This is a genomic window from Shimia sp., assembly GCF_049116215.1.
In the GTDB taxonomy this organism is placed as follows: Bacteria; Pseudomonadota; Alphaproteobacteria; order Rhodobacterales; family Rhodobacteraceae; genus Shimia.
This window is the reverse complement of sequence record NZ_JAGDZB010000002.1, coordinates 116,937-138,970: the sequence shown is the minus strand read 5'-3', so window position 1 is coordinate 138,970 and position 22,034 is coordinate 116,937. Positions and strand designations below refer to the sequence as shown.

Annotated in this window: 20 protein-coding genes and 2 riboswitches; of the genes, 13 read left to right on the top strand and 7 right to left on the bottom strand. The window is 59.0% G+C overall.

Translation table 11 applies throughout. The annotated features are described in order from the left end of the window. The first annotated feature begins 2 nt into the window (after positions 1 to 2). Positions 3 to 938, top strand: a complete 936-nt coding sequence (locus JXR15_RS06270; protein ID WP_422052384.1) for an MBL fold metallo-hydrolase — start codon at positions 3 to 5, stop codon at positions 936 to 938. 154 nt (positions 939 to 1,092) lie between these two features. Beyond that, complete coding sequence (locus JXR15_RS06265; RefSeq protein WP_422052383.1) at positions 1,093 to 2,046, top strand: 1-phosphofructokinase family hexose kinase; 954 nt, start codon at positions 1,093 to 1,095, stop codon at positions 2,044 to 2,046. 1 nt (position 2,047) lies between these two features. Here JXR15_RS06265 and mgtE read toward each other — a convergent pair whose 3' ends face one another. After that, a complete protein-coding gene (gene mgtE, locus JXR15_RS06260) occupies positions 2,048 to 3,442 on the bottom strand; it encodes a magnesium transporter (protein ID WP_422052382.1) in 1,395 nt (464 codons plus the stop codon). 13 nt (positions 3,443 to 3,455) lie between these two features. After that, positions 3,456 to 4,019, bottom strand: coding sequence for a gamma-glutamylcyclotransferase family protein (locus JXR15_RS06255; RefSeq protein WP_422052381.1), 564 nt, complete (start codon positions 4,017 to 4,019; stop codon positions 3,456 to 3,458). Between the two features lie 104 nt (positions 4,020 to 4,123). On the opposite strand from JXR15_RS06255, the gene JXR15_RS06250 reads away from it, so the two are divergent. Then, on the top strand, positions 4,124 to 4,579 hold the full coding sequence (locus tag JXR15_RS06250; protein WP_299424605.1) for an RrF2 family transcriptional regulator: 456 nt from the start codon (positions 4,124 to 4,126) through the stop codon (positions 4,577 to 4,579). Positions 4,580 to 4,619: 40 nt separating this feature from the next. Here the strand turns inward: JXR15_RS06250 and JXR15_RS06245 are convergent, their stop codons facing one another. Continuing rightward, entirely contained in the window at positions 4,620 to 5,006 is a 387-nt protein-coding gene (locus tag JXR15_RS06245) for a hypothetical protein (RefSeq protein ID WP_422052380.1), read from the bottom strand. A 266-nt stretch (positions 5,007 to 5,272) separates the two neighbouring features. After that, positions 5,273 to 5,359: riboswitch (glycine riboswitch) on the top strand. Further along, a riboswitch (glycine riboswitch) is annotated at positions 5,360 to 5,441 on the top strand. Positions 5,442 to 5,527: 86 nt separating this feature from the next. Here JXR15_RS06245 and gcvT point away from each other — a divergent pair. The 3 genes from gcvT to gcvP all read left to right on the top strand — a co-directional run bounded on the left by gcvT (position 5,528) and on the right by gcvP (position 10,022). Beyond that, a complete protein-coding gene (gene gcvT / locus JXR15_RS06240) occupies positions 5,528 to 6,652 on the top strand; it encodes a glycine cleavage system aminomethyltransferase GcvT (protein WP_422052379.1) in 1,125 nt (374 codons plus the stop codon). Positions 6,653 to 6,670: 18 nt separating this feature from the next. Further along, positions 6,671 to 7,030, top strand: coding sequence for a glycine cleavage system protein GcvH (gcvH, locus tag JXR15_RS06235; RefSeq protein ID WP_299424609.1), 360 nt, complete (start codon positions 6,671 to 6,673; stop codon positions 7,028 to 7,030). 142 nt (positions 7,031 to 7,172) lie between these two features. Continuing rightward, on the top strand, positions 7,173 to 10,022 hold the full coding sequence (gcvP, locus tag JXR15_RS06230; RefSeq protein ID WP_422052378.1) for an aminomethyl-transferring glycine dehydrogenase: 2,850 nt from the start codon (positions 7,173 to 7,175) through the stop codon (positions 10,020 to 10,022). 115 nt (positions 10,023 to 10,137) lie between these two features. On the opposite strand, the gene JXR15_RS06225 is transcribed toward gcvP, so the two are convergent. Both JXR15_RS06225 and JXR15_RS06220 read right to left on the bottom strand, forming a co-directional pair. After that, positions 10,138 to 12,663: an ABC transporter permease gene (locus JXR15_RS06225; RefSeq protein WP_422052377.1), complete on the bottom strand. Its 2,526-nt coding sequence runs from the start codon at positions 12,661 to 12,663 to the stop codon at positions 10,138 to 10,140. After that, positions 12,660 to 13,355, bottom strand: a complete 696-nt coding sequence (locus tag JXR15_RS06220) for an ABC transporter ATP-binding protein (RefSeq protein ID WP_422052376.1) — start codon at positions 13,353 to 13,355, stop codon at positions 12,660 to 12,662. Before JXR15_RS06220 ends, JXR15_RS06225 begins: the two co-directional genes overlap by 4 nt. 18 nt (positions 13,356 to 13,373) lie before the next feature. Here JXR15_RS06220 and JXR15_RS06215 point away from each other — a divergent pair, with 18 nt between their 5' ends. Together JXR15_RS06215 and JXR15_RS06210 are read left to right on the top strand one after the other, a co-directional pair. Continuing rightward, on the top strand, positions 13,374 to 14,051 hold the full coding sequence (locus tag JXR15_RS06215; protein ID WP_422052375.1) for an arylesterase: 678 nt from the start codon (positions 13,374 to 13,376) through the stop codon (positions 14,049 to 14,051). A gap of 3 nt (positions 14,052 to 14,054) precedes the next feature. Next, a complete protein-coding gene (locus JXR15_RS06210; protein WP_422052374.1) occupies positions 14,055 to 14,666 on the top strand; it encodes an SOS response-associated peptidase in 612 nt (203 codons plus the stop codon). Here JXR15_RS06210 and xth read toward each other — a convergent pair. After that, positions 14,663 to 15,442: an exodeoxyribonuclease III gene (xth, locus tag JXR15_RS06205; RefSeq protein WP_422052373.1), complete on the bottom strand. Its 780-nt coding sequence runs from the start codon at positions 15,440 to 15,442 to the stop codon at positions 14,663 to 14,665. The two genes, JXR15_RS06210 and xth, sit on opposite strands and share 4 nt — an antisense overlap. Positions 15,443 to 15,618: 176 nt before the next feature. On the opposite strand from xth, the gene JXR15_RS06200 reads away from it, so the two are divergent. Then, entirely contained in the window at positions 15,619 to 16,527 is a 909-nt protein-coding gene (locus JXR15_RS06200; protein WP_422052372.1) for a DMT family transporter, read from the top strand. 2 nt (positions 16,528 to 16,529) lie between these two features. Here JXR15_RS06200 and JXR15_RS06195 read toward each other — a convergent pair whose 3' ends face one another. Continuing rightward, positions 16,530 to 16,853 carry a HesB/IscA family protein gene (locus tag JXR15_RS06195; protein WP_164646343.1) on the bottom strand — a complete coding sequence of 108 codons (324 nt, stop codon included), beginning with the start codon at positions 16,851 to 16,853 and terminating at the stop codon, positions 16,530 to 16,532. A gap of 93 nt (positions 16,854 to 16,946) precedes the next feature. Here JXR15_RS06195 and JXR15_RS06190 point away from each other — a divergent pair, with 93 nt between their 5' ends. The 4 genes from JXR15_RS06190 to JXR15_RS06175 all read left to right on the top strand — a co-directional run bounded on the left by JXR15_RS06190 (position 16,947) and on the right by JXR15_RS06175 (position 21,996). Further along, positions 16,947 to 18,092: a deoxyguanosinetriphosphate triphosphohydrolase gene (locus JXR15_RS06190; protein ID WP_422052371.1), complete on the top strand. Its 1,146-nt coding sequence runs from the start codon at positions 16,947 to 16,949 to the stop codon at positions 18,090 to 18,092. 69 nt (positions 18,093 to 18,161) lie between these two features. Next, complete coding sequence (gene argS, locus JXR15_RS06185; RefSeq protein ID WP_422052370.1) at positions 18,162 to 19,907, top strand: arginine--tRNA ligase; 1,746 nt, start codon at positions 18,162 to 18,164, stop codon at positions 19,905 to 19,907. Between the two features lie 89 nt (positions 19,908 to 19,996). Next, on the top strand, positions 19,997 to 21,016 hold the full coding sequence (locus tag JXR15_RS06180; RefSeq protein WP_422052369.1) for an SPOR domain-containing protein: 1,020 nt from the start codon (positions 19,997 to 19,999) through the stop codon (positions 21,014 to 21,016). After that, on the top strand, positions 21,013 to 21,996 hold the full coding sequence (locus JXR15_RS06175; RefSeq protein WP_422052368.1) for a glycoside hydrolase family 3 N-terminal domain-containing protein: 984 nt from the start codon (positions 21,013 to 21,015) through the stop codon (positions 21,994 to 21,996). Before JXR15_RS06180 ends, JXR15_RS06175 begins: the two co-directional genes overlap by 4 nt. Positions 21,997 to 22,034 lie beyond the last annotated feature (38 nt).

Below are 22,034 nucleotides of genomic sequence, written 5' to 3'. Positions count from 1 at the left end.
CAATGTCAAAGAAGACCGGACTGACACGGCGCGGCGTATTGGCGGGGGCAGCAGCGATGCCTTTGGCCGCAACGATGGCGCCGCATATTGCAACGGCCAAGGCGGAGATGATGGGGGTGGGCGCGACGCGCTTCAACCGTATGAAGCTTGGCAATTTTGAAGTGACCACCCTGTTGGTGGGGACGCGCACGGTTGAAAACCCTCAGAGCATATTTGGTATGAACGTGAGCGCGGAGGAGTTTGCCGAAGCTTCGGGCGCTGCCAACATTCCGACCAATGCGGCGCAGTTTTTCTTCACGCCGACTGTGGTGAACACTGGAAATGAGTTGGTGCTATTTGATACCGGCCTGAGCCCAGAGAGCATCACTGGCGCGTTGGAGGCGGCGGGCTATTCGGCGGAGCAGATTGACACTGTGGTGATCACCCACATGCATGGTGACCACGTTGGTGGTGTGGCTGGTGAAGGCGGCGTGACCTTTGGCAACGCGCGCCATGTGACCGGACGCGTGGAATATGACGCTTGGGCGGCAACGGATGGCAACAAAGCCTTTGAAGGCAAAATCCGCCCCAACGCAGAGCGCTTTGACATGATCGAAGATGGGGCTGATGTAGCGGGGGGGATTTCCGCCGTGGGGGCCTTTGGCCACACGCCGGGGCATATGGCTTATCGCATTGAAAGTGAGGGGCAACAGCTTGTGATTGCAGCAGATTTTGCCAATCATTATGTCTGGTCACTGGCCTATCCGGATTGGGAAGTGAAGTTTGACCGCGACAAGGCTGCGGCTGCGGCGACCCGGCGCAAGATGCTGGATATGCTGGCGGCGGACAACATCCCGTTCATTGGCTATCACATGCCATGGCCAGCGGTGGGCTATGTCGAGAAACACGACAGTGGCTACAAATACGCGCCAGCAAGTTACCAGCTGATGCTGGGATAAGAGCCGATTTGGTTCTTAGAGGCGGCGCTCCCCTCGGGGCGCCGCTTTTGTTTTGGTCTTTGATCTAGGACAGAGTCTCAAGGTCTCTGTTTGCGGTAACGGTTTGCGTGTGTCGGTGACGACACTTGCTGTTTGCCCTCTGGAGGATGGACCGTTGCAAGATATTCTGACCGTGACATTCAACCCAGCTGTGGACATTTCCACGGCGACGCCTGAGGTGAGTGCCGGGCCGAAGTTGCGCTGTGACGCGCCGGTGTTCAGCGCTGGGGGCGGCGGGATCAATGTGTCGCGTGCCATTCGCATTTTGGGCGGCCATTCGCGGGCTTTTGTGGCAGCTGGCGGCACGGCGGGTGTGAAGTTGGGCGACTTGTTAGCTGAAGAGGGCATTGCGCGCATTCCCTATCCGGCACCGGGGGAGACACGCACCAATCTGGCGGTGATCGAAGGCGCAAGCGGAGATCAGTATCGCTATGTGATGCCGGGCCCAACGTGGCGGGAGGTGGACTGCGCTCTGATGTTGGACAACCTCTGTGCGATGGTGTCGCCGTCTGGCTTGGTTGTGCTGTCGGGCAGTTTGGCACCGGGGATTCCAGTGGATGTGATCCGCCGCATTATGCAGCGGTTGGGGACGGACGGGCCAAAGGTGATTTGTGACATTTCCGGTGCGCCGCTGGCTGATCTGTGTGGGCATGAGGGCTGTGGGCTGGAGGTGCTGCGGATGGACCATGATGAAGCGGAAGATATTGAGGGCGGGCCTTTGGCGAGCCGTGAAGATAGTGCCCGGTTTGCGCTTGAACTGGTCAGGAAAGGCGTGGCGCGCACGGTGATTGTGGCGCGAGGACCAGATGGGTCGGTTTTGGCAACAGAAACAGGTTGTGTGCATGCCTCGGGGCTGGATGTGCCGGTGGACAGCAAAGTAGGGGCCGGGGACAGTTTTGTCGGGGCTTTTGCCCTGGCGATGGCGATGGGCAAAGACGCGACTGAGGCGCTGCAATGGGGCACAACGGCGGCAACTTCTGCGGTGACCACACCTGCAAGAGAGCTGTGCCGTAAACCGGATTTTGAACGGTATCTGCCGGAATGTTCGTTGAGTAAACTGGCCGTCTAACTCAAAGGTAAAGCGCTGAGGCGACTAAGAAGAAAATCAGCACCCCAAACACGTCGTTGGTGGTGGTGATGAAGATGCCAGTTGCGACCGCAGGGTCAAGTCGTAAGGATTTTAGAACAAACGGAATAACGGCGCCGATGGTGCCGGCGATGGTGGTCACGAGCGTGAGGGCGCATAGCGCTGTGAGGGCCAGGAAGCCCGGCGCGTGCATCGGGATGAACAAACTGACCAACAAGACCATAAGCGCGGTGATGCTGCCAATGGAGAGCCCGTTGAGCATGGCGCCCAAAAGCTCGCGCAGGATGCGGCCGGAGAAGTCGCCGCGCCAGTTCACACCTGACGTAAGGGACTGCACCGACACAGTGGAAGCCTGAATACCTGCGTTGCCTGCGGTCGCCATAACCACGGGGATAAAGCTGGCCAGAACGGCGGCCTGGGCTAGGGCGTCCTCAAAGGAGCCGATCACACCGGCGGCAAAGCCGGCGCCACCAAGACCGCCGAGCAGCCAGGGCAGGCGGCGGCGCAGGATGGTGAGCGGGCTGTCAAACTGCGTGGTGGCGGGGGAGACCGAGCCCATGCGCAGCATGTCTTCTTCGGCCTCTTCGCGGGTAATTTCGGCCAGTTCGCGCGGGGAGATGCCGCCGACGAGTTTGCCGGTGCTGTCGATCACCCCAATGGCGTGCAGGTTTTTGGCGCGGGCAATTGATAGGACGTCTTCGCGGTCCCAATCGGCGCTGACCAAAAGCAGCTCGGGATGTAGGATGTCGTGCAGGATTACGTCGTCTGTAGCGGCCAGCACTTCGCGGAAGCGCAGGAACCCCAGTGGTTTGCGATCGGCGTCCACCACATACATCATATCGATTTTGGCGAGGTTCTCGCTGCGGGCGCGGATGTCTTGTGTGAGTTGCGCGACGGTCCAATCCGCCGGAGCCATCAAAACGCCAAGGCGCATGACGGTGGCGGCGCTGTCGTCGCGGGCTTGAAGGACGGCGGCTATGGCGTCGGCCTTTGGATGGGCCGCGAGGAGCTGCGCGGCGAAACTGCGCGGCAGTTCGAGCAGCGTGTCAACGGCCTCATCCAAATCCATCATCGCGATGATGTTGGAGAACGTGGACAGAGAGGTTTCCGAGAACAGAACCGCGCGCAGGTCCGGATCGAGTTCGGCCATGACCTTGAGGCCAAGCGCATCTGGGATCCAATCAAACATCACGCGGGCGCGGGTAGGGCGCAGGCGGGTGAGGGCGGCCAATGTGTCGGCGGTGGGCCAGTTTTCGAGTGCTTCGAGCAAGGCCGCTTTGTCGTCTGCCGCGATCCACTGATCAAGCTGTCTTAGCAGCTTGCGGTTGGCTTGTTTGCCGTCCTCTGTGTGGTCGTCGTGCCAGATCAAAGAGGGCATGGCGGTAGGCCTTTTAGCTGGTGAATTTTGCGTCCAGGGCGGCGAGGTGCCGATCCACCAGCGCGATCTCGTCTTTGGTCAGTACGCGGTGACGCGGGTATTGCGGGTCGGCGCGGTCATGTAGTATGGGCGCGTCCCAACCGGATGTGGTGGCAAAGAAATCGGCCACGCCTTGCTCGCCAAACTCGTGCAAATAACCTTGAACTACTACGTCCAGATAACTGAGCAAAATGGGGTGGCGCATGTCTGGTGGTAGGCCAATGTCATGGCGCGTGGTGTAGACTGCGATCTCTATGGGATCTGTGACCGGGTGGGTGACGTTTGTTGTGCTAATCACCCGCGTATAAGCAAATTCGCGGGCATCCAATGCGTCCCAGTCATCGCCAGGCACATGGGCTATTATTCCGTCAATGGCGCAGGCGTCGTCAGGCACAGCAGTCAAAAATGCGATCGGTCGCAGGTTGGTGTGACACCATTGGCGTCGCCAGCCCTGCAAGCGCGCCGGGTGCGCATCCTCATAAGTATGCGTGCTTTGGTTCACGAGGCTGCCATAGCCAAAAAAGTAGGAGGCGGTCATGTCTCCTCCCTACACGTGTGTTGATCCATGTCAATGCTATGCGCGGACCACTCTGGCACAAGTCGGCCACCCATCTGACCGTTGGGACGGACTGAGAGGAAAAAATGCGGATTACCAAACGGACGAATATTGCCATTCGTGTGCTGATGTATTGTACAGCGCACCGTGGCCGCTTGGTGACCAAGCATGAAATTGCGGGCGTGTGTAACGCGTCGGAAAATCACCTCGCACAGGTCATTCACCAGTTGGCGTTGATGAAAGTGCTGAGCACACAACGTGGACGCAACGGTGGGCTAGAGCTGGCGCGTGAGCCTAAGGACATTGAAATTGGCGAGATTTTTCGCGCCATGGAAGCCTCTGTGCCTTTGGCGGAGTGCTTTGCCGACGTCGACAATTCCTGTCCGCTTGTGGAGGCTTGTCGTCTGAAAGAGGCGCTACGTGAGGCTGCTGAGGCGTTTTATGCCCGTCTGGATCAGGTCACTTTGGACTCTTTGGTCTGCGACAACACAGCGTTGTTGGGCATTTTGGCACCTGATCCTTGTGGTGCGAAAGCTGGGTGAGGTCAGGGCCCTTTCAGTTGGGGTCTGACATTCTGACGTGCTAGTGCCGGAAGTCTAGGCCGGACAACACAAATCCTGCGCCAATCACGGTGCCCCAAAACAATACTGCGACAATCGCCGTCCAGCGCCCCTTTGTGGGGGAAGGCCAGCGAAAGGCCGCCAGCAGCAAAGTGCCCAACAGTGTTGCGGCAAAGATAACCAGCCATTGTTCCGCTGTGGCGCCAGATGGCAGGATGTCGACGTCCGGCAAGTCTAACCCAAGATCATAGCGCAATTCCCACATAGCAAGCAGCCCGATGGCTGACGTTAGCGCGACAATCAACGGCCCAAACAGGCTGCGGGCGCGGCACAGTTGAATGCCGGCAATAAGGGAGAGGCCGCCGCCAATAAGTGGGCCGACAAAAATGATTAAGGCAATTGCAAGCATTGGAAGTCCTTTGTGATAATGCCCGTGTGTAGTGATTTGAGGGTGATGAGCAACCGTCTTTCCGGGGCAACGACGGTCCGCAGCAATAAGCAACTTTGAATGTGGTTTTTCGGGCCTTCCAGTCTTGGGCCAATATGGTTTGCCTGCGCGTGCACGGTTTTCGGAAGCCGAGCGTTCAGATCTCATTATAATCGTTGCTTATCGCGCGATAATTGTGTGCGATATTGTGGCTTGTCAGAGTTTGTTCTGCATACTACGGTGCACGCCAAGGTGAATCGGGAGAACTGGACGATCCAGTGCCGAAGGAGCAACCGCCCCGGAAACTCTCAGGCCACAGGGACCGACCACCTTTGGAAACACACTCTGGAGAGTGGTGTTCGTCAGGACACCCGCCGAAGGGATAACGATCTCAGGCAGTCGGACAGAGGGGGCATCGCACGCGCAGCACATTTGCGCGAAATTGGGATGCCGGATGTGACCTCCAGAACATGGACACGCCCGGAAGGAGAAGGGCGAAGCCTATGGGAGAGCTGAAGCGCACACCGCTTTATGATCTGCATATTGAGCTTGGTGCTAAGATGGTTGGTTTTGCGGGCTATGATATGCCTGTGCAATACCCGCTTGGCGTCATGAAAGAGCACCTGCATTGTCGCGGGGCCGCTGGACTGTTTGACGTGAGCCACATGGGGCAGGTCGCGTTGCGGGCGGAGAGCTATGAGGCGGCGGCCAAGGCGTTTGAAGCGCTTGTGCCGCAGGATGTGATCGGCCTCGGCGCTGGGCGTCAGCGTTATGGGTTTTTCACCAATGACGCGGGTGGGATCGAAGACGATCTGATGTTCGCCAACCGTGGCGACCACTTATTTGTGGTGGTGAATGCAGCCTGTAAGGAAGCCGATATCGCACGCATGACTGCTGCGCTGTCGCCTGATGTGACGGTGGAAGAGATCACCGATCGCGCGCTGGTGGCGTTGCAGGGGCCCGCGGCGGAAACCGCGCTTGCACGGCTGAATCCAGCTGTGGCCGATATGGCGTTTATGGACTTCACCGAAGTTGAGCTGGATGGCGTGGCCTGTTGGGTCAGCCGTTCGGGTTACACCGGTGAAGATGGATACGAGATTTCCATTCCAGAGGCCGACGCGGAAGGTATTTGCCGCAAGTTGCTGGAGATGGAAGAAGTCGAAGGCATCGGCCTTGGCGCGCGCGACAGCTTGCGTCTGGAAGGTGGGCTTTGCCTTTATGGCAATGACATTGATGCCACCACGTCCCCAATTGAAGCCGCGCTGACCTGGGCAATTCAGAAAGTACGCCGCGCCGATGGCGACCGTGCGGGTGGTTTCCCTGGCGCAGATCGCATTTTTGGCGATTTGGCCGAAGGTGTGGCGCGCAAACGTGTGGGGCTGGCCCCAACCGGTCGCGCCCCGATGCGGGCAGGCACGCAGTTGTTTGCCGCAGCTGAAGGTGGCGAGCCGATTGGCGAAGTGACCTCGGGTGGCTTTGGCCCAACCTACGAAGGTCCGGTGGCCATTGGATATGTTGGCACGGCGCAAGCCGTTGTCGGGACAGAAATTTTTGGCGAGGTGCGCGGCAAACGTATGCCCGTGACCGTGGCAAAGATGCCGCTGGTACCCGCCAATTTCAAGCGTTGAGCAACAGGAGAGCAAGCAATGAAATTTACCGAAGAGCACGAATGGCTGCGGGTTGAAGGCGATCTGGTGGTGGTAGGCATCACCGAGCACGCCAGCGAGCAATTGGGCGACGTTGTGTTTATCGAACTGCCGGAAGCGGGCACCGAGGTCACCAAAGACGAAGAAGTCTGTGTGATTGAATCCGTGAAAGCCGCGTCTGACATTTTGGCGCCAATTGATGGTGAGATTGTCGAAGTGAACGAGCCGCTGGTGGATGAGCCGGGCAAAGTGAACGACGACCCCATGGAAGGCGCTTGGTTCTTCAAGATCAAGCCGTCTGATGCGTCCCAGATGGACGATTACATGGACGAAAACGCCTATAAAGACTTCATTGGGTAAGCGCGTTTGCGCGAGCGGGCCAGAGCATGGTCCGCTCCCCCTTTGATCTTCAAAATGAATGATTGGTCCGGCCTCAACGCCGGACCGCAGTCTGACTTTTTCTTCGCCGCACCTGTTGCCGCGGATTGTTGAGGAGATGAAGATGACCTTCAAACCCACCGACTATCTACCCTATGATTTTGCCAACCGCCGTCACATTGGCCCCTCTCCAGATGAGATGGATGCGATGCTTGAGGTGATTGGTGCTGAGAGCCTTGACGCGCTTGTTGAGGACACGATGCCTGAGAGCATCCGCCAAAAAACGCCGCTGGACACTGGCCGTCCGATGTCGGAGCGCGAAGTGTTGCGCCACATGCGCGAAATTGCGGAAAAGAACGAAGTGCTTACCAGCCTGATTGGGCAGGGGTACTACGGCACCGTGACGCCACCAGCGATTCAGCGCAATATTCTGGAAAACCCAGCCTGGTACACGGCTTATACCCCGTACCAGCCGGAGATTTCCCAGGGCCGTCTTGAGGCGCTGTTGAACTATCAGACCATGATCAGCGATCTGACCGGTCTGGAAGTGGCCAACGCGTCACTGCTGGATGAATCCACCGCCTGTGCCGAAGCCATGACCATGGCGCAGCGGGTGTCCAAATCCAAAGTCAAAGCCTTCTTTGTGGATGAAAACTGCCACCCACAGAACATTGGCGTGATGCAAACCCGCGCCGCGCCGCTGGGCATTGAGGTGATCGTGGGCAACCCCGACGATCTGGAAGCGGACAAGGTCTTTGGCGCGATCTTCCAGTATCCCGGCACCCATGGCCATGTGCGTGACTTCACCGCAGAAATCGAAGCGTTGCATGCCAACAAGGCGATTGGTGTTGTGGTGGCAGATCCGCTGGCGCTGACCCTGTTGAAAGAGCCGGGTGCGATGGGCGCGGATATTGCGGTGGGTAGCACCCAGCGCTTTGGTGTGCCGGTGGGTTATGGTGGTCCACACGCCGCCTATATGAGCTGTAAAGACGCCTATAAGCGCTCCATGCCGGGTCGGATCATTGGTGTGTCGATTGACGCGCAGGGCAACCGTGCCTACCGTCTGTCTCTGCAAACCCGCGAACAGCACATCCGACGTGAAAAAGCCAATTCCAACGTCTGTACTGCACAGGCGCTGCTGGCGGTGATGGCGTCTATGTACGCAGTGTTCCACGGGCCAGAAGGGCTAAAAGCGATTGCGCAGCGCATTCACCGCAAGACCGCACGTTTGGCCAAAGGTCTTGAGGATGCAGGCTTCACCGTAGAGCCGGGCGTGTTTTTTGACACGATCACAGTGGACGTAGGGCTGTTGCAGCGTGGTGTGTTGCAGCACGCGGTGCAGGAAGGCATCAACCTGCGCAAGGTTGGTAAAACCAAAGTTGGTATCTCGCTTGATGAAACCGCCCGGCCACAGACCATCGAAGCGGTCTGGCGTGCTTTTGGCATTGTGCAGGAAGACAACGACTACACGCCTGAGTATCGCTTGCCGGAGAAACTGCTGCGGGAGAGCAGCTACCTGGACCACCCGATTTTCCACATGAACCGGGCGGAAACAGAGATGATGCGCTACATGCGTCGTCTGGCGGACCGCGATCTGGCGCTGGATCGTGCGATGATCCCACTGGGCTCCTGCACCATGAAGCTGAACGCCGCTGTGGAAATGATGCCGGTGAGCTGGGAAGAGTTCTCCAACATGCACCCGTTTGCGCCGAAGGATCAGGTTGCGGGCTACACCCAGATGATCGACGATCTGAGCGACAAGCTGTGTCAGATCACCGGCTATGATGCAATTTCCATGCAGTCCAACTCCGGGGCGCAGGGGGAGTATGCGGGTCTGTTGACCATTGCTGCCTATCACCGCTCACGTGGGGAAGAGCACCGCAACGTCTGTCTGATCCCGATGAGTGCGCATGGCACCAACCCGGCGTCGGCGCAGATGGTGGGTTGGAAAGTGGTTGCTGTGAAAACCGCAGAGAACGGCGACATTGACGTGGACGACTTCCGCGCCAAAGCTGAGAAGCACGCCGACAACCTTGCAGGCTGCATGATCACCTACCCATCCACGCATGGTGTGTTTGAGGACACAGTGCATGAGGTTTGTGGCATCACCCATGAGTTTGGCGGTCAGGTCTATATCGACGGTGCCAATCTGAACGCAATGGTGGGCCTGTCTCGTCCGGGCGATCTGGGTGGCGATGTGAGCCACCTGAACCTGCATAAAACCTTCTGCATTCCGCATGGCGGCGGTGGCCCCGGCATGGGCCCAATTGGCGTAAAAGCGCACTTGACGCAGTACCTTCCGGGGCACCCGGAAACCGGCGGCCAGGAAGGGCCTGTTTCGGCGGCGCCGTTTGGCTCTCCGTCAATTCTGCCAATCAGCTGGGCGTATGTGCTGCTGATGGGCGGCGAAGGTCTCACGCAAGCAACCCGTGTTGCGATCCTGAACGGCAACTACATCGCCAAGCGGCTGGAAGGGGCGTTTGACATCCTCTACAAAGGCCCAACCGGCCGTGTGGCACATGAGTGCATCATCGACACCCGTCCGTTTGCTGACAGTGCTGGCGTGACCGTGGATGATATTGCCAAACGTCTGGTCGACAGCGGTTTCCACGCGCCCACGATGAGCTGGCCTGTTGCAGGCACGTTGATGATCGAGCCCACCGAGTCTGAGAATAAGGCGGAGCTGGATCGTTTCTGTGATGCGATGCTGTCCATTCGTGAAGAAATTCGCGACATCGAGGAGGGTCGGATTGATGCGGAGAACAACCCGCTGAAACACGCGCCGCACACGATGGAAGATCTCGTGAAAGACTGGGATCGTCCATACACCCGTGAGCAGGGCTGCTTCCCTCCAGGTGCGTTCCGTGTGGACAAATACTGGCCGCCGGTGAACCGTGTCGACAATGCCTATGGCGACCGCAACCTGGTCTGCATCTGTCCGCCGATGGATGACTACGCCGAAGCGGCAGAGTAAGCCTCGCAGGATTGGGTGAGAGGGCCAGCCCCTCGCTTGCCAAGGCAAGCGCAATCCCGAGGTATTTGAAAAATGAAAAAGCCGGGTTTGCGCCCGGCTTTTTCTGTTTGGTGGGTTAGTCGCGGGCGCGCAGGATTTGCGCGGGGCGATTGGCCAAGGACGGCAGGGCGAAGACCATGCCTGCCAGAAGATTGGCCAAGATTCCTGCGGATAAGATCAGCAGGGCGTTGGGCCAGATCACGTAGAAGTCGCTTTCCATGACAAAGGTCATCACGGCCCAGCCGCCAGTCAGTCCTACAGCAAGTGCAACCGTGCCAGCTGCTGCCCCAAGCAGGGCCGCGCGCCACGCGAAGCTGCGCAGGACCTGCGCGCGGGTGGCGCCGAGGGTTTTCAGGATCGCGGCCTCATAGGTGCGGGCGGCTTGGCCCGCAGCGGCGGCGCCAAAGATCACCAATAGACCCGTGAGCAGGATGGTGGACGCGCCATAGGTGGTGGCGTTAGCGAGCTGTGCGACGAGGCTGGAAACCTGTTCTGCGGCGTCGCGCACGTGGATGGCGGTCACGTTGGGGTATTGCTCTGAGACATCCTTCAGCAGGGTCGCCTCGCTGTCGGCGTCGGCATAGACTGTTGCGATGAAGCTGTGCGGTGCGCCGGCCAGTGCGGCCTCGTTCATCACGATCACGAAGCCCATGCCAGCAGACGAAAAATCTACCTCGCGGAAGCTTGTGACGGTGCCAGTGATATCGCGGCCCAGGATGTTGATGGTCAGCGTGTCGCCCAGTTTGAGACCCATCTCGAGGGCTTCCTCTTCCGCAAAACTTATTTGGGGCTCGCCAGCATGGTCCGGATCCCACCAGGTGCCGGCGGTGAGTTTGGTGTCCGGTGGCATGGCCCCGGCGTAGGTCACGCCACGGTCGCCACGCACGACCCAGTGATCGCCCGCGACCTCTTTGGCGGGTTGGTCGTTGATGCGCGTGATTACGCCGCGCAGCATGGGGGCGGTATCGACATTGTGGATGGTAGGCGTGGCGTCCCAATCCGCTTGCAGGGCGGGCATCTGGTCGCGCTGGATGTCGACAAAGAAGAAGGATGGCGCCACGTCAGGCAGGTCGCGGGCAATGGCGTTGCGCAGGTTGCCGTCGACTTGGCCCACGGTGGCAAGCACGCTGAGACCTAAGCCAAGAGAGAGCACAACAGGCGTGGTGGCATCCCCGGCGCGGCCCAAGGATTGCACGGCCCAGCGGAGTTCGGGGCGGCTGCGCAGGCGGGTGGCCAAGCGGCGCAAAAACGCGCGCAGGCCGGTGGCCGCAAAGGAGAGTGCGATCATTGCGACCATGACGCCGCCTGCGAACCACAGCGTGAGACTGGTGGAGCCGGAAAGCCAACTGGCGAGGCCGAGCAGGAGCGCAATGAGCAAGCCGACCGCAAAGATGTAGCGCGCAGTGGGCAGGTGGCGGTTTTCGCCAAGTTGGTCCCGGAAGAGCGCGCTGGGGCGGACGTTTTCGACTTTTGCCAGAGGCCAGAGAGTGAAGATGGCGGCGGCGAGGGCGCCATAGAGCGCGGCCTCGATCAGAGGGATCGGGTAGAGGCTGAAATTGGCCGGGAACGGCAGAACAGCCTCGATCAGCGGTCCGAGCAGGATCGGCAAGAGCGCGCCGAGGGCGAGTCCGAGGGATATGCCAAGGAGAGACACAAAGCCAATTTGCAGGAAGTAGCTGAGGAAAATCACGCGACGCTCTGCACCAAGACTGCGCAGGGTGGCGATGGTTTCGGTTTTGCGCGAGAGGTAGGCGCGGATGGCGGTGGAGATGCCGACGCCGCCCACCGCGAGGCCTGCAAGCCCGACGAGAATCAGGAAGGCGCCGAAGCGTTCGACAAAGCGGGTGATGCCGGGGGCGCCATTGCGGCTGTCGCGCCAGCGCAGGCCAGTGCTTTCAAACTTTGCGCGGGCGTCGGCTTCGAGCGCCGCGAGGTCTGAATTGGGCGGTAGGTCGAGGCGGTAGTGGCTGGTGAAAAGCGTGCCGGCGGCGAGCAGGCCGCTGTTGGCAAGGTCTTCGGTGCGGACAAAGGCGCGGGGGGCGAAATTGAAGCCGCCAGCGGTGTCGGGTTCGCGATCCAGGCGGGCGGTCAGGATGAATTCTTGGGTGCCAAGCTGAAAGGTGTCGCCGATGTCGAGCGACAGGCGGTCGGCGAGCAGGCCGTGCAGAACTGCACCGGGGAGGTCGTCAGATCCAGCCAAGGCGTCTTGCCATGGAATGTCAGGGGTGATGTCGACGTTGCCGACAAGTGGGTAGGCGTCATCCACGGATTTGACTTGTGCGAGTGCGCGTTCGGTATCGTCGGCGCGCGGCACCACCACCATGGAGCGGAAGTCGATGATTTCGGACGTGGCCTCGGCGTTATCGGCCATCCACGCCAGTTCTGCGTCGGTGGCGCGGCGATAGGTGAAACTCATTTCGGCGTCGCCGCCCAAGAGCGTTGCGCCTTCCGAGGCAAGGCCGGTTTGGATGGCGCTGCGCACGGAACCAATTGCGGCAATGGTGGCTACGCCAAGGATCAGGCAGGCGAGGAAGACGGTGAAGCCGCGCAGGCCGCCGCGGATTTCACGGCGGGCGATGCGTGTTGCGGCTGCGAGGCTCATGCCGTGGCCTCGACCGAGGTAAGTGGGGTTTCGATGCGGCCATCCCGAAGGCGCACTACACGTTCGCAGCGTTCAGCCAGTGCGTTGGAGTGGGTCACAAGAATCAGCGTGGTGTCGCGTTTGTCGTGCAGATCAAACAGCAGGTCCATGATGGTTTCGCCGGTAGATTGATCGAGGTTGCCGGTGGGCTCGTCGGCCAGCAACAGGCGCGGGGAGGGGGCGCATGCACGCGCAAGGGCGACGCGTTGCTGTTCTCCGCCGGACATTTGACTGGGGTAGTGATCGGCGCGATGGGCGAGGCCCACGGCCTCAAGTTCGGCTTTGGCGCGCTCCATGGCATCTTTGCGGCCGGCTAGCTCCAGCGGTGTGGCGACATTTTCGAGTGCGGTCATAGTTGGGATCAGGTGGAAGTTCTGAAACACCACCCCCATGTTTTCGCGGCGGAAGCGTGCCAAGGCGTCTTCGTCCATGGCGGAGAGGTCGTGGTCCAGTGCCGTTATGGTTCCAGAGGTGGCGCGTTCCAATCCCCCCATCAGCATCAGTAGCGAAGATTTGCCCGATCCAGAGGGGCCAACCAGCGCCAAAGTCTCTCCCGCCTGCACGTCCAAAGAGATGCCGTGCAAGATTTCTATGCGTCCGGCATTGCTATCCAGCGCCAAAACCGCATCTTGAAGGGAGAGAATGGATGACATGAAAGAGGCCGCCTGTTGATGAATGTTTCCACCCTATATGGGGCGCTATCGCGCCGCGGCAAGTCGCTGGCGCTGAGCATTTTGGTTGTTCCCCTAACGGCTTGGTCAGCTTTGGCAGAGCCAGTGGTGATTGCGGCCTTGGGGGATAGCCTGACCCACGGCTATGGCGTGCCGCAGGGAGAAGGCTTTGTGCCACAGCTGGAAAGCTGGCTTCAGGGGCAAGGGCTGGATGTAACGGTGCAGAACGCGGGGGTGTCAGGCGATACCACGCAGGGCGGGCTGTCGCGCGTTGGCTGGACCTTGGGGCCGGATGTGGACGCGATGATTGTCACCTTGGGAGGTAATGATGCGCTGCGCGGGATTGATCCGGCGGTAAGCAAAGCCAATCTGGCAGGGATCATTGAGGCTGGTCAGGCTGCGGGTGTCGACGTGCTGCTAATTGGAGTTGAGGCACCGATGAATTTTGGCGCGGACTACAAGCAAGCGTTTGACGGCATGTATGGCGAGTTGGCGGCACAGTATGGCGTGGCTCTGGTGCCGGACTTCTTTGAGGCCATTCGGGATTTACCTGCAGAAGAGTTGCGGGCGTTGATGCAAGCAGACGGAATCCATCCAAATGTGCAGGGTGTGGCGCAGATTGTGCCGATTCTTGGTCCAGTTGTGCAAAGCCTTGCGGAGAGCGCAGCAGAGGAGTGATCAATGCCGGGGCGGCTGTTTCTTGAGGCTTCGATGACGGAGATCGGCCAGTGGGTTGATCGTGAGGTTGGTGAGGTGTCTGACGAGCCGCCACGACGGAATATTGCGCCGGGGCAAGAAGTTGTGTGCCTGACCTATGACGGTTTTAAACGCATGCGTTGGGGCATCATTCCAGTAGGTCGCGTGAATGCGCGCAGGCGGCCGGTGATGGAAACGATTGTCAACGCGCGCTCGGAAACCGTGTTTGATAAGTCGGCTTTTGACGGCGTTGGCCGCGCTGTTGTGATTGTCGACGGCTGGTACGAGTGGACCGGCGAAAAGCGCAAGAAAACGGCGTGGCGTATCAGAGGGGAAGCGCCGCTGGTGTTTGCGGCGATTACGGATGTTTGGACCGCACCCGTTGGGCGGGAGGTCCATCAGGTGGCAACGGTGACCTGTGAGCCCAATGCCGATGTGAAGCCGATCCACCATCGGATGGGCGTGCTGCTTGAGAAAGACACCATCGATCTGTGGCTCACCGGCACGCCGGAAGAGGTCGCGCCGTTGATGGTGCCTTGGCCGGAGGGGAGTTTGACGATCGAAGAAGTCACCGATGTGGATTGGGATGCGCCTTAGGCGGCGAGGTCAACCCAGACAGGCACGTGGTCGGACGGCTTGGAGCGGCCGCGCTCCTCTTTGTCGATCTGGCAGTCCTGCAGCAGGTCCGCGCATTGCGGGGACAGCAGGAAATGGTCGATGCGGATGCCGTTGTTGCGGTTCCAAGCACCGGCTTGGTAGTCCCAAAAGGAATACATGCCGGGCATGTGATTGCGGGCGCGGAAGGCTTCAGTAAAGCCGAGGTTCAAAAGGCGGCGATAAGCGGCGCGGCTTTCGGGACGGGCCAGCGCGTCTTCCTGCCAGTCTTCAGGTTTGGCGGCGTCCTCATCTTGGGGGATGATGTTGTAGTCACCAGCCATGAGGAAGGGTTCCTCTGTCGCCATCAACGCCTGCGCGCGGGCGTAAAGCCGCTCCATCCACGCAAGTTTGTAGTCGTACTTGGGACCGGGGCAGGGATTGCCGTTGGGCAGGTAGAGGCCGCAGACGCGCACAGGGGTGTCGCCCATGACGGTGGCCTCGATGTAGCGGGCCTGTTCGTCTGTCTCATCTCCGGGCAGACCGCGAGTTACGTCTTCGAGCGGGAGCTTGGAGAGGATCGCCACACCGTTAAAGCTTTTCATGCCGTGGGTTTCGACCTGATAGCCGCGGTCCTCGAAGATTTCTCGTGGGAAGGCTTCATCCACTGATTTGATTTCTTGCAGCAGCACCACGTCGGCGTTGGCCTCATCCAGCCAGCGGGGCAGGGTTTCGATACGCGCTTTGATGCCGTTGATGTTGAATGTGGCGATTTTCATGGGCGCGCTCCTGTTCGCTTGATAAGGGTATCTATCCAGCCAAAGCGGGGAACAGCAAGGCGGAATGTTGCACGGTGGAAGCGGCGCGGCCTCAGTGGTTTTGTGAAATCGGAAACCTGTGGCAGGCTACGCGAAGTACTTTCGTCAAATTTTTCTGTTTTGGTGTTGAGGGGCGTGTGTTTGTTGTTTCGGTGCGCGTCTTTGGCGGCGTGGTGGTACTAGGATATTCTTTGGTGATTACAGGGGCGGATGTGCTGATCAAGATGATCGCGCAGAACTATCCTGCGGCCCAGCTATTTGGCGTGTCTTGTTTGGTTGTGGTGGCGCTCAGCATGATTTCAGCACGCGTTCAAAAACGCGACGGGGCTCAATGCGTGATTACCAGTTTGCGCACGCGGTATGCGGGTCTCATGACGCTACGTTGTGGGGTGGGGCTTTGGGGGGCCTTTGGGTTTTACCACGGGTTTCGGCTTTTGCCGTTAGCGGAAATGTTTCTGTTCATTGGGATGATCCCGCTTGGAGTGGCGGTTTTGTCGGGGTCTGTCTTGCATGAGCCGGTGCGAGTCACCGCTTGGGCAGCATTGACCGTTGGCAGCTTTGGTGTGGCATGTCTCTTTGCGGACGGTAGAGGTGGCTTGGGGATCGGGCACACTGCCGCTGTTGTGGGCTGTGTAACCTCGGCGCTTTCAATGGTGTTGGCACGATGGATGACACAACGTGAAGGCGGGTGCTTGGCGCAGGTGTTTTGGCCGAACCTCACAGCGGGCTTGGTGATGCTAGCAATTTTGCCGTTTGTGGCCGTGCCCATGCCAATCTCAGATGTGCTGTGGGCATGCCTCTATGGAGGGGTGATGTTTGTGGCGCGTTGTCTGTGTATGGTTGCGTTGACCCTGCTGCCTGCCTATGTGGCGACGCCTTTGATGAACATTCAGTTTGTGTGGGCGTTGATTGTTGGTGCGGCCGTGTTTGGCGAGGCCATCACTGGCGCTGTGGTGCTGGGCGGCACTTTGGTGGTGGTGAGCGGGTTGGTGCTTGTAGCTGACATGATGCCAGCCACGGGCAAAGTGCGGTCCGCAGTCGCTTGACCTTACATGGAGAAGCTGGTGCCACAGCCACAGGAGCTTGTGGCGTTGGGGTTGTTGATAACAAACCGCGCGCCAATCAGCTCTTCGGTGAAGTCGATCACGGCATCTGTCAGAAACGGCAGGGAGACACTGTCCACCAAGACTTTCTCACCTGCGCCTTCCAGCACAAGGTCGTCGTCTGTTTGGGCATCGAGTTTGATTTCATACTGAAAGCCAGAGCATCCGCCGCCCTCTACAGCCACGCGTAGAGCCTGGCCTTGTTCGGCGGCGCCAATCTCGGCGAGACGTTCGAAGGCTCTTTGGGTCACTTTGGGCGGCAACTGCATGATATTTTGTCCTATTCGCGCGATTTGCCCGGTTCCTAGCGGGCATAAACTCCAATATAGAAGGGCTAAGGACAGGCTACAAGGACCACGCTTATGCAGGCGCCCTATGCCTCAGATCCGGCGCGCGCCAAGGGACGGCGCTTTCCGGAGGAGGAGAGCAGCTTCCGCTCGTGTTTTCAACGGGATCGGGACCGGATCATTCATGCGAGCGCGTTTCGACGGCTCAAACACAAGACACAGGTCTTTGTGGAGCATGAAGGCGATTATTTCCGCACCCGTTTGACGCATTCGATTGAGGTGGCGCAGGTGGCGCGCACCATTGCAGGGGCGTTGGGGCTCAATCAGGAAATTACCGAAGCGATTGCGCTGGCCCATGATCTGGGGCACACGCCTTTTGGGCATACCGGCGAAGACGCCCTGCATGAATTGATGGCGCCTTACGGCGGGTTTGACCACAACGCGCAGGCGGTGCGGATTGTGACCTCACTGGAGCGGCATTATGCGGATTTTGATGGCCTGAACCTGACCTGGGAGACCTTGGAGGGGATTGCCAAGCACAATGGGCCTGTGACAGGCGATTTGCCTTATGCATTGGCGGACTACAATGCGCTGCATGATCTTGAGTTGCACACCCATGCAAGTGCGGAAGCGCAGGTTGCGGCTTTGGCGGATGATGTGGCCTATAACAACCACGATTTGCATGACGGGCTGCGAGCAGGGCTATTCACGGAAGAAGAGATTTGTGCGCTGCCGATTGTGGGAGAGGCTTTTGCTGCCGTGGATCAAAAGTATCCGGGGTTGGAAGCGATCCGGCGGCGACATGAGGCGCTGCGGCGGGTGTTTGGCGTGATGGTCGGGGATGTGATCGACACCTCCCGCGCGGCGTTGGCCGAGGTGGATGCGCAGTCCGTGGAAGAATTGCGCGCTTGTGGGCGGCCTGTTGTGCAGTTTTCGGCTGCGCTTTGGGCGGATCTCAAAGAAATTCGCAGCTTCCTGTTCACACGCATGTATCGCGCACCCAGTGTTGTGAAGATGCGCAAGGAAGTCACCATTGTGGTCAAAGAACTCTTCCCACTATTTTTGACGGAACCGACGTTGCTGCCCTCGCGTTGGCATGCGGACTTGGCAAATTGCGACACGGAAACGGCGGTGGCACGGATGGTGTCAGACTATATTTCCGGCATGACGGACCGCTATGCGCTGCAACAACATGAGCAGCTTCTGGGCAAGGCACGTTGACGTGACGGATTGGGGTGATAAACCACGCCAAATCCGAAAAGACCAAAGACACATTGATAGGACGGTCTGATGAACCTGTTTTCCGAGATCCGCGCGCTGGTGATTGACGCGTTGGAAGCGATGCAAGCCGAAGGCAAACTGCCTGAGGGACTGGACTTCAAAAACGTGGCGGTAGAGCCCCCACGCGATGCGCTGCATGGCGATATGGCGACCAACGCCGCGATGGTGCTGGCGAAACCTGCCAAGATGAAGCCGCGTGACATTGCCGAAGTGCTAGCCGGTAAGCTGGCGGAAGACGTACGCGTTGAGGTGGCCGAGGTGGCTGGTCCAGGGTTTTTGAACCTGCGGTTGGCTCCGGTTCTGTGGCAAGGCGTGGTGAAAGCTGCGCTGGAAGGTGGCCAAAACTTTGGCCGCTCCATCATGGGTGAAGACAAAAAGGTCAATGTGGAGTATGTCTCTGCCAACCCAACTGGCCCTCTGCACGTGGGTCACACCCGGGGTGCAGTTTTTGGCGATGCGCTGGCGTCTCTGCTGGATTTTGTCGGCTTTGATGTGACCCGTGAGTACTACATCAACGATGGCGGTGGTCAGGTCGACGTCTTGGCGCGGTCTGTGTACCTGCGCTATCTTGAGGCACATGGCCAAGAGGTTGCTTTCCCGGAAGGCACCTATCCCGGCGACTATCTGATCGAGACCGGCAAGGCGTTGAAGGACAAGGTTGGCGACGCCTACCTCGATAAGTCCGAAGACGTTTGGCTACAGGATGTTCGCGTCTTCGCAACCGATGCGATGATGGAACTGATCCGGGCTGACCTGAAGGCGTTGGGCGTGGTGATGGACAAGTTCTATTCTGAAAAGTCCCTGTACGGCACCGGCCGGATTGAAGCGGCGATTTCGGAATTGGAAGAAAAGGGCCTGATCTATGAAGGTGTGCTGGAGCCTCCAAAAGGCAAGAAGCCGGAAGATTGGGAGCCCCGCGAGCAGACGTTGTTCAAGTCCACCGAACATGGTGACGACGTTGATCGTCCGGTGAAGAAATCCGATGGGGCCTGGACCTACTTTGCGCCTGACATTGCTTATCACTATGACAAAGTTGATCGCGGCTTTGACATGCTGATCGATGTCTTTGGTGCGGACCACGGCGGTTACGTCAAGCGCATGAAGGCGGCGGTTTCGGCGCTGTCAGATGGCAAGGTGCCATTGGACATCAAGCTGACCCAACTGGTGAAACTGTTCAAAAACGGTGAGCCGTTCAAGATGTCCAAGCGGGCAGGGACCTTTGTGACTCTGCGCGATGTGGTGGACCAGGTGGGGCCGGATGTGACTCGCTTTGTGATGTTGACCCGCAAAAACGACGCGCCGCTGGACTTTGATTTTGACAAGGTTCTGGAGCAGTCCAAAGACAACCCTGTGTTCTATGTGCAGTATGCGCATGCACGGGTGTGTTCGGTGATCCGCAACGCCGAGGCGGCTGGGATCACTGCAGGTGACGCTACTTTGGCAGCAGCAGACCTTGGTAAGCTTGACCACGCGGCGGAAATCACAGTGGCCAAGAAATTGGCGGAATGGCCGCGTTTGGTAGAAATTGCGGGCCGCACCAACGAGCCGCACCGGATTGCCTTCTATCTCTATGAACTCGCAGGGGAGCTGCACGCGCTTTACTACAAAGGCAATGAGGATACCTCGTTGCGGTTTGTGCAAGAGGGTGACGCAGATACATCACAGGCGAAAATTGCACTCGCACGTGCAGTGGCCGTTGTTATTTCCGCAGGTCTTGGTATTCTGGGCGTAACTCCGGCGCAAGAGATGCGCTAAAGCTGCACGTTCGTCGGGGTTGAGGACTAGGCAAGACGACCCCGGCGACACCGTACAACGCGGTAACGCGGACGGGCAGTGAGGCAAAAATGGCAGAAATTCCGATGGGCGCGCACGGCGTTCCCAAAGGCGAATCTTCCAACGCGGCACTTCTGGTGAATCGCGCGGGAATGTTTGTATCTCTAGCACTGGTGGTTGGCACCGGTGTTTGGGGTGTCCAAATTCTTTCGCTCGACGTGAGTGGTGTACCGGTGGTGCGCGCCTTGGAAGGGCCAATGCGCATTCAGCCGGAAGACCCCGGCGGACGTCAGGCAGGCCACCAAGGGCTGATGGTCAATCAGGTGGCTGCCGATGGCAGCGCAGCTGGCCCTGCGGAGCAGGTGATTGTTGCGCCGCCGCCCATTTCTTTGACAGATCGAGATCGGGTTGAGAATGCGCCAGTTGTGGTGCAGCCGGCCCAGGAACGCTCTGCGGTGCCAAGTCTCGTTGAAACGGAAAAATTAACCGAGGTGGTCGCACGCGCGCAAATTGAGCGCATCGTTGCGCCAGCCCCGCTGGATGTGAGCACGCCGCTGTCGGTGGAAGAATTGGCTGACCAGCTGTCCGCAGGGGCAACACCTTTGGAGACAATTGAGCTCGATGAGGTCCAACCCATTCAGGTGGCTTTGAAGGAGCCGGAGGTTTCCGCTGATCTGGAACCTGCAGCCAAGCCCGAGATCACAGGTGGGTTGAAGCGCTCGCTGCGTCCGGTTTTGCGTCCCGCCAATCTATCCTCAAAGGCGCTAGGCACGCAGGTTGCCTCAATTGATGCGGCGGTGCAGGGCGCCCTAAAAGAAGTAGATGCAGAAACCATTCCCGCAGGCACCCGTCTGGTGCAATTGGGCGCGTATGCCAGCCCGGAGATTGCGCGGGCGGAATGGGACAAGTTGCAACAACGGTTTGACACCTATCTTGGCGACAAGTCGCGGGTGATTGAAAAGGCGAGCAGCGGCGGGCGGGTGTTTTATCGCTTGCGCGCGATGGGCTTTGACACCGTGAGTGACGCGCGCCGGATGTGCTCTGCGCTGAAGGCTGAAAACGCCGATTGTATTCCGGTCACCACCCGATGAGCCGCTTTTGCGCCGCGATTTTTGGCTGTGATGGCTTGCGCCTGACAGCTGCGGAAAAGACGTTCTTTCGAGAGGTGCAGCCGTTTGGCTTTATCCTATTTGCGCGCAATATTGACACCGCAGATCAAATCCGCGCGCTCTGTGAAGAGCTGCGCGCTTGTGTGGATCACCATGCGCCGATCCTGATCGATCAGGAGGGCGGCCGCGTACAGCGCATTCGTGCGCCCTTGGCCTCTGAATGGTTGCCGCCTTTGGAAGAGGTCCAAAAGGCTGGTCGAAATGCAGCGCGGGCGATGTATCTGCGCTATCGCATCATCGCACATGAGTTGTTGGTGCTGGGTATTGATGCGGATTGTGCGCCCATGGTGGATGTGGCGCGGCCCGATACCCATCTGTTTTTGCGCAACCGGTGTTACGGCGAGGATCCACAGCAGATCATTGAGATTGGCCGCGCGGTAGCCGACGGTTTGTGGGATGGCGGCGTCTATCCCGTCATAAAGCACATGCCAGGGCATGGGCTGGCTGTTGTGGACAGCCACAAGGACCTGCCGCGTGTCCCTGTGCCAAAAGCGCAGTTGGAAGGCGACTTTGCACCGTTCAAAGCACTGAATGATCTGCCAATGGGCATGACGGCCCATATTGTCTTTGAAGACATGGACGATGCGCCGGCGACCACCTCTGCGAAGATGATGCAGTTTATGCGCGATGAGATTGGCTTTGATGGGCTGATCATGACGGATGACATCGACATGAAAGCGCTGAGTGGCACTGTCGATCAGCGTGCTGTGGCGGCGATTTCTGCAGGATGTGATGCGGTTCTGCATTGCAACGGCACACTGGCAGAGCGTCAGTCGGTTGCAGCGTCAATCGGTGAAATGTCTGAGGCGGGACAGCGTCGGGCCGAAGCGGTGCTGGCCGCCCGGCGCCAACCCGTGCCTGTTGACATTGAAGCGCTTGCCGAGGAACTTAAAGCGTTCTGAAGCGGCGCTTGACGGGCAGGGGCATGGCCGAGACTGAC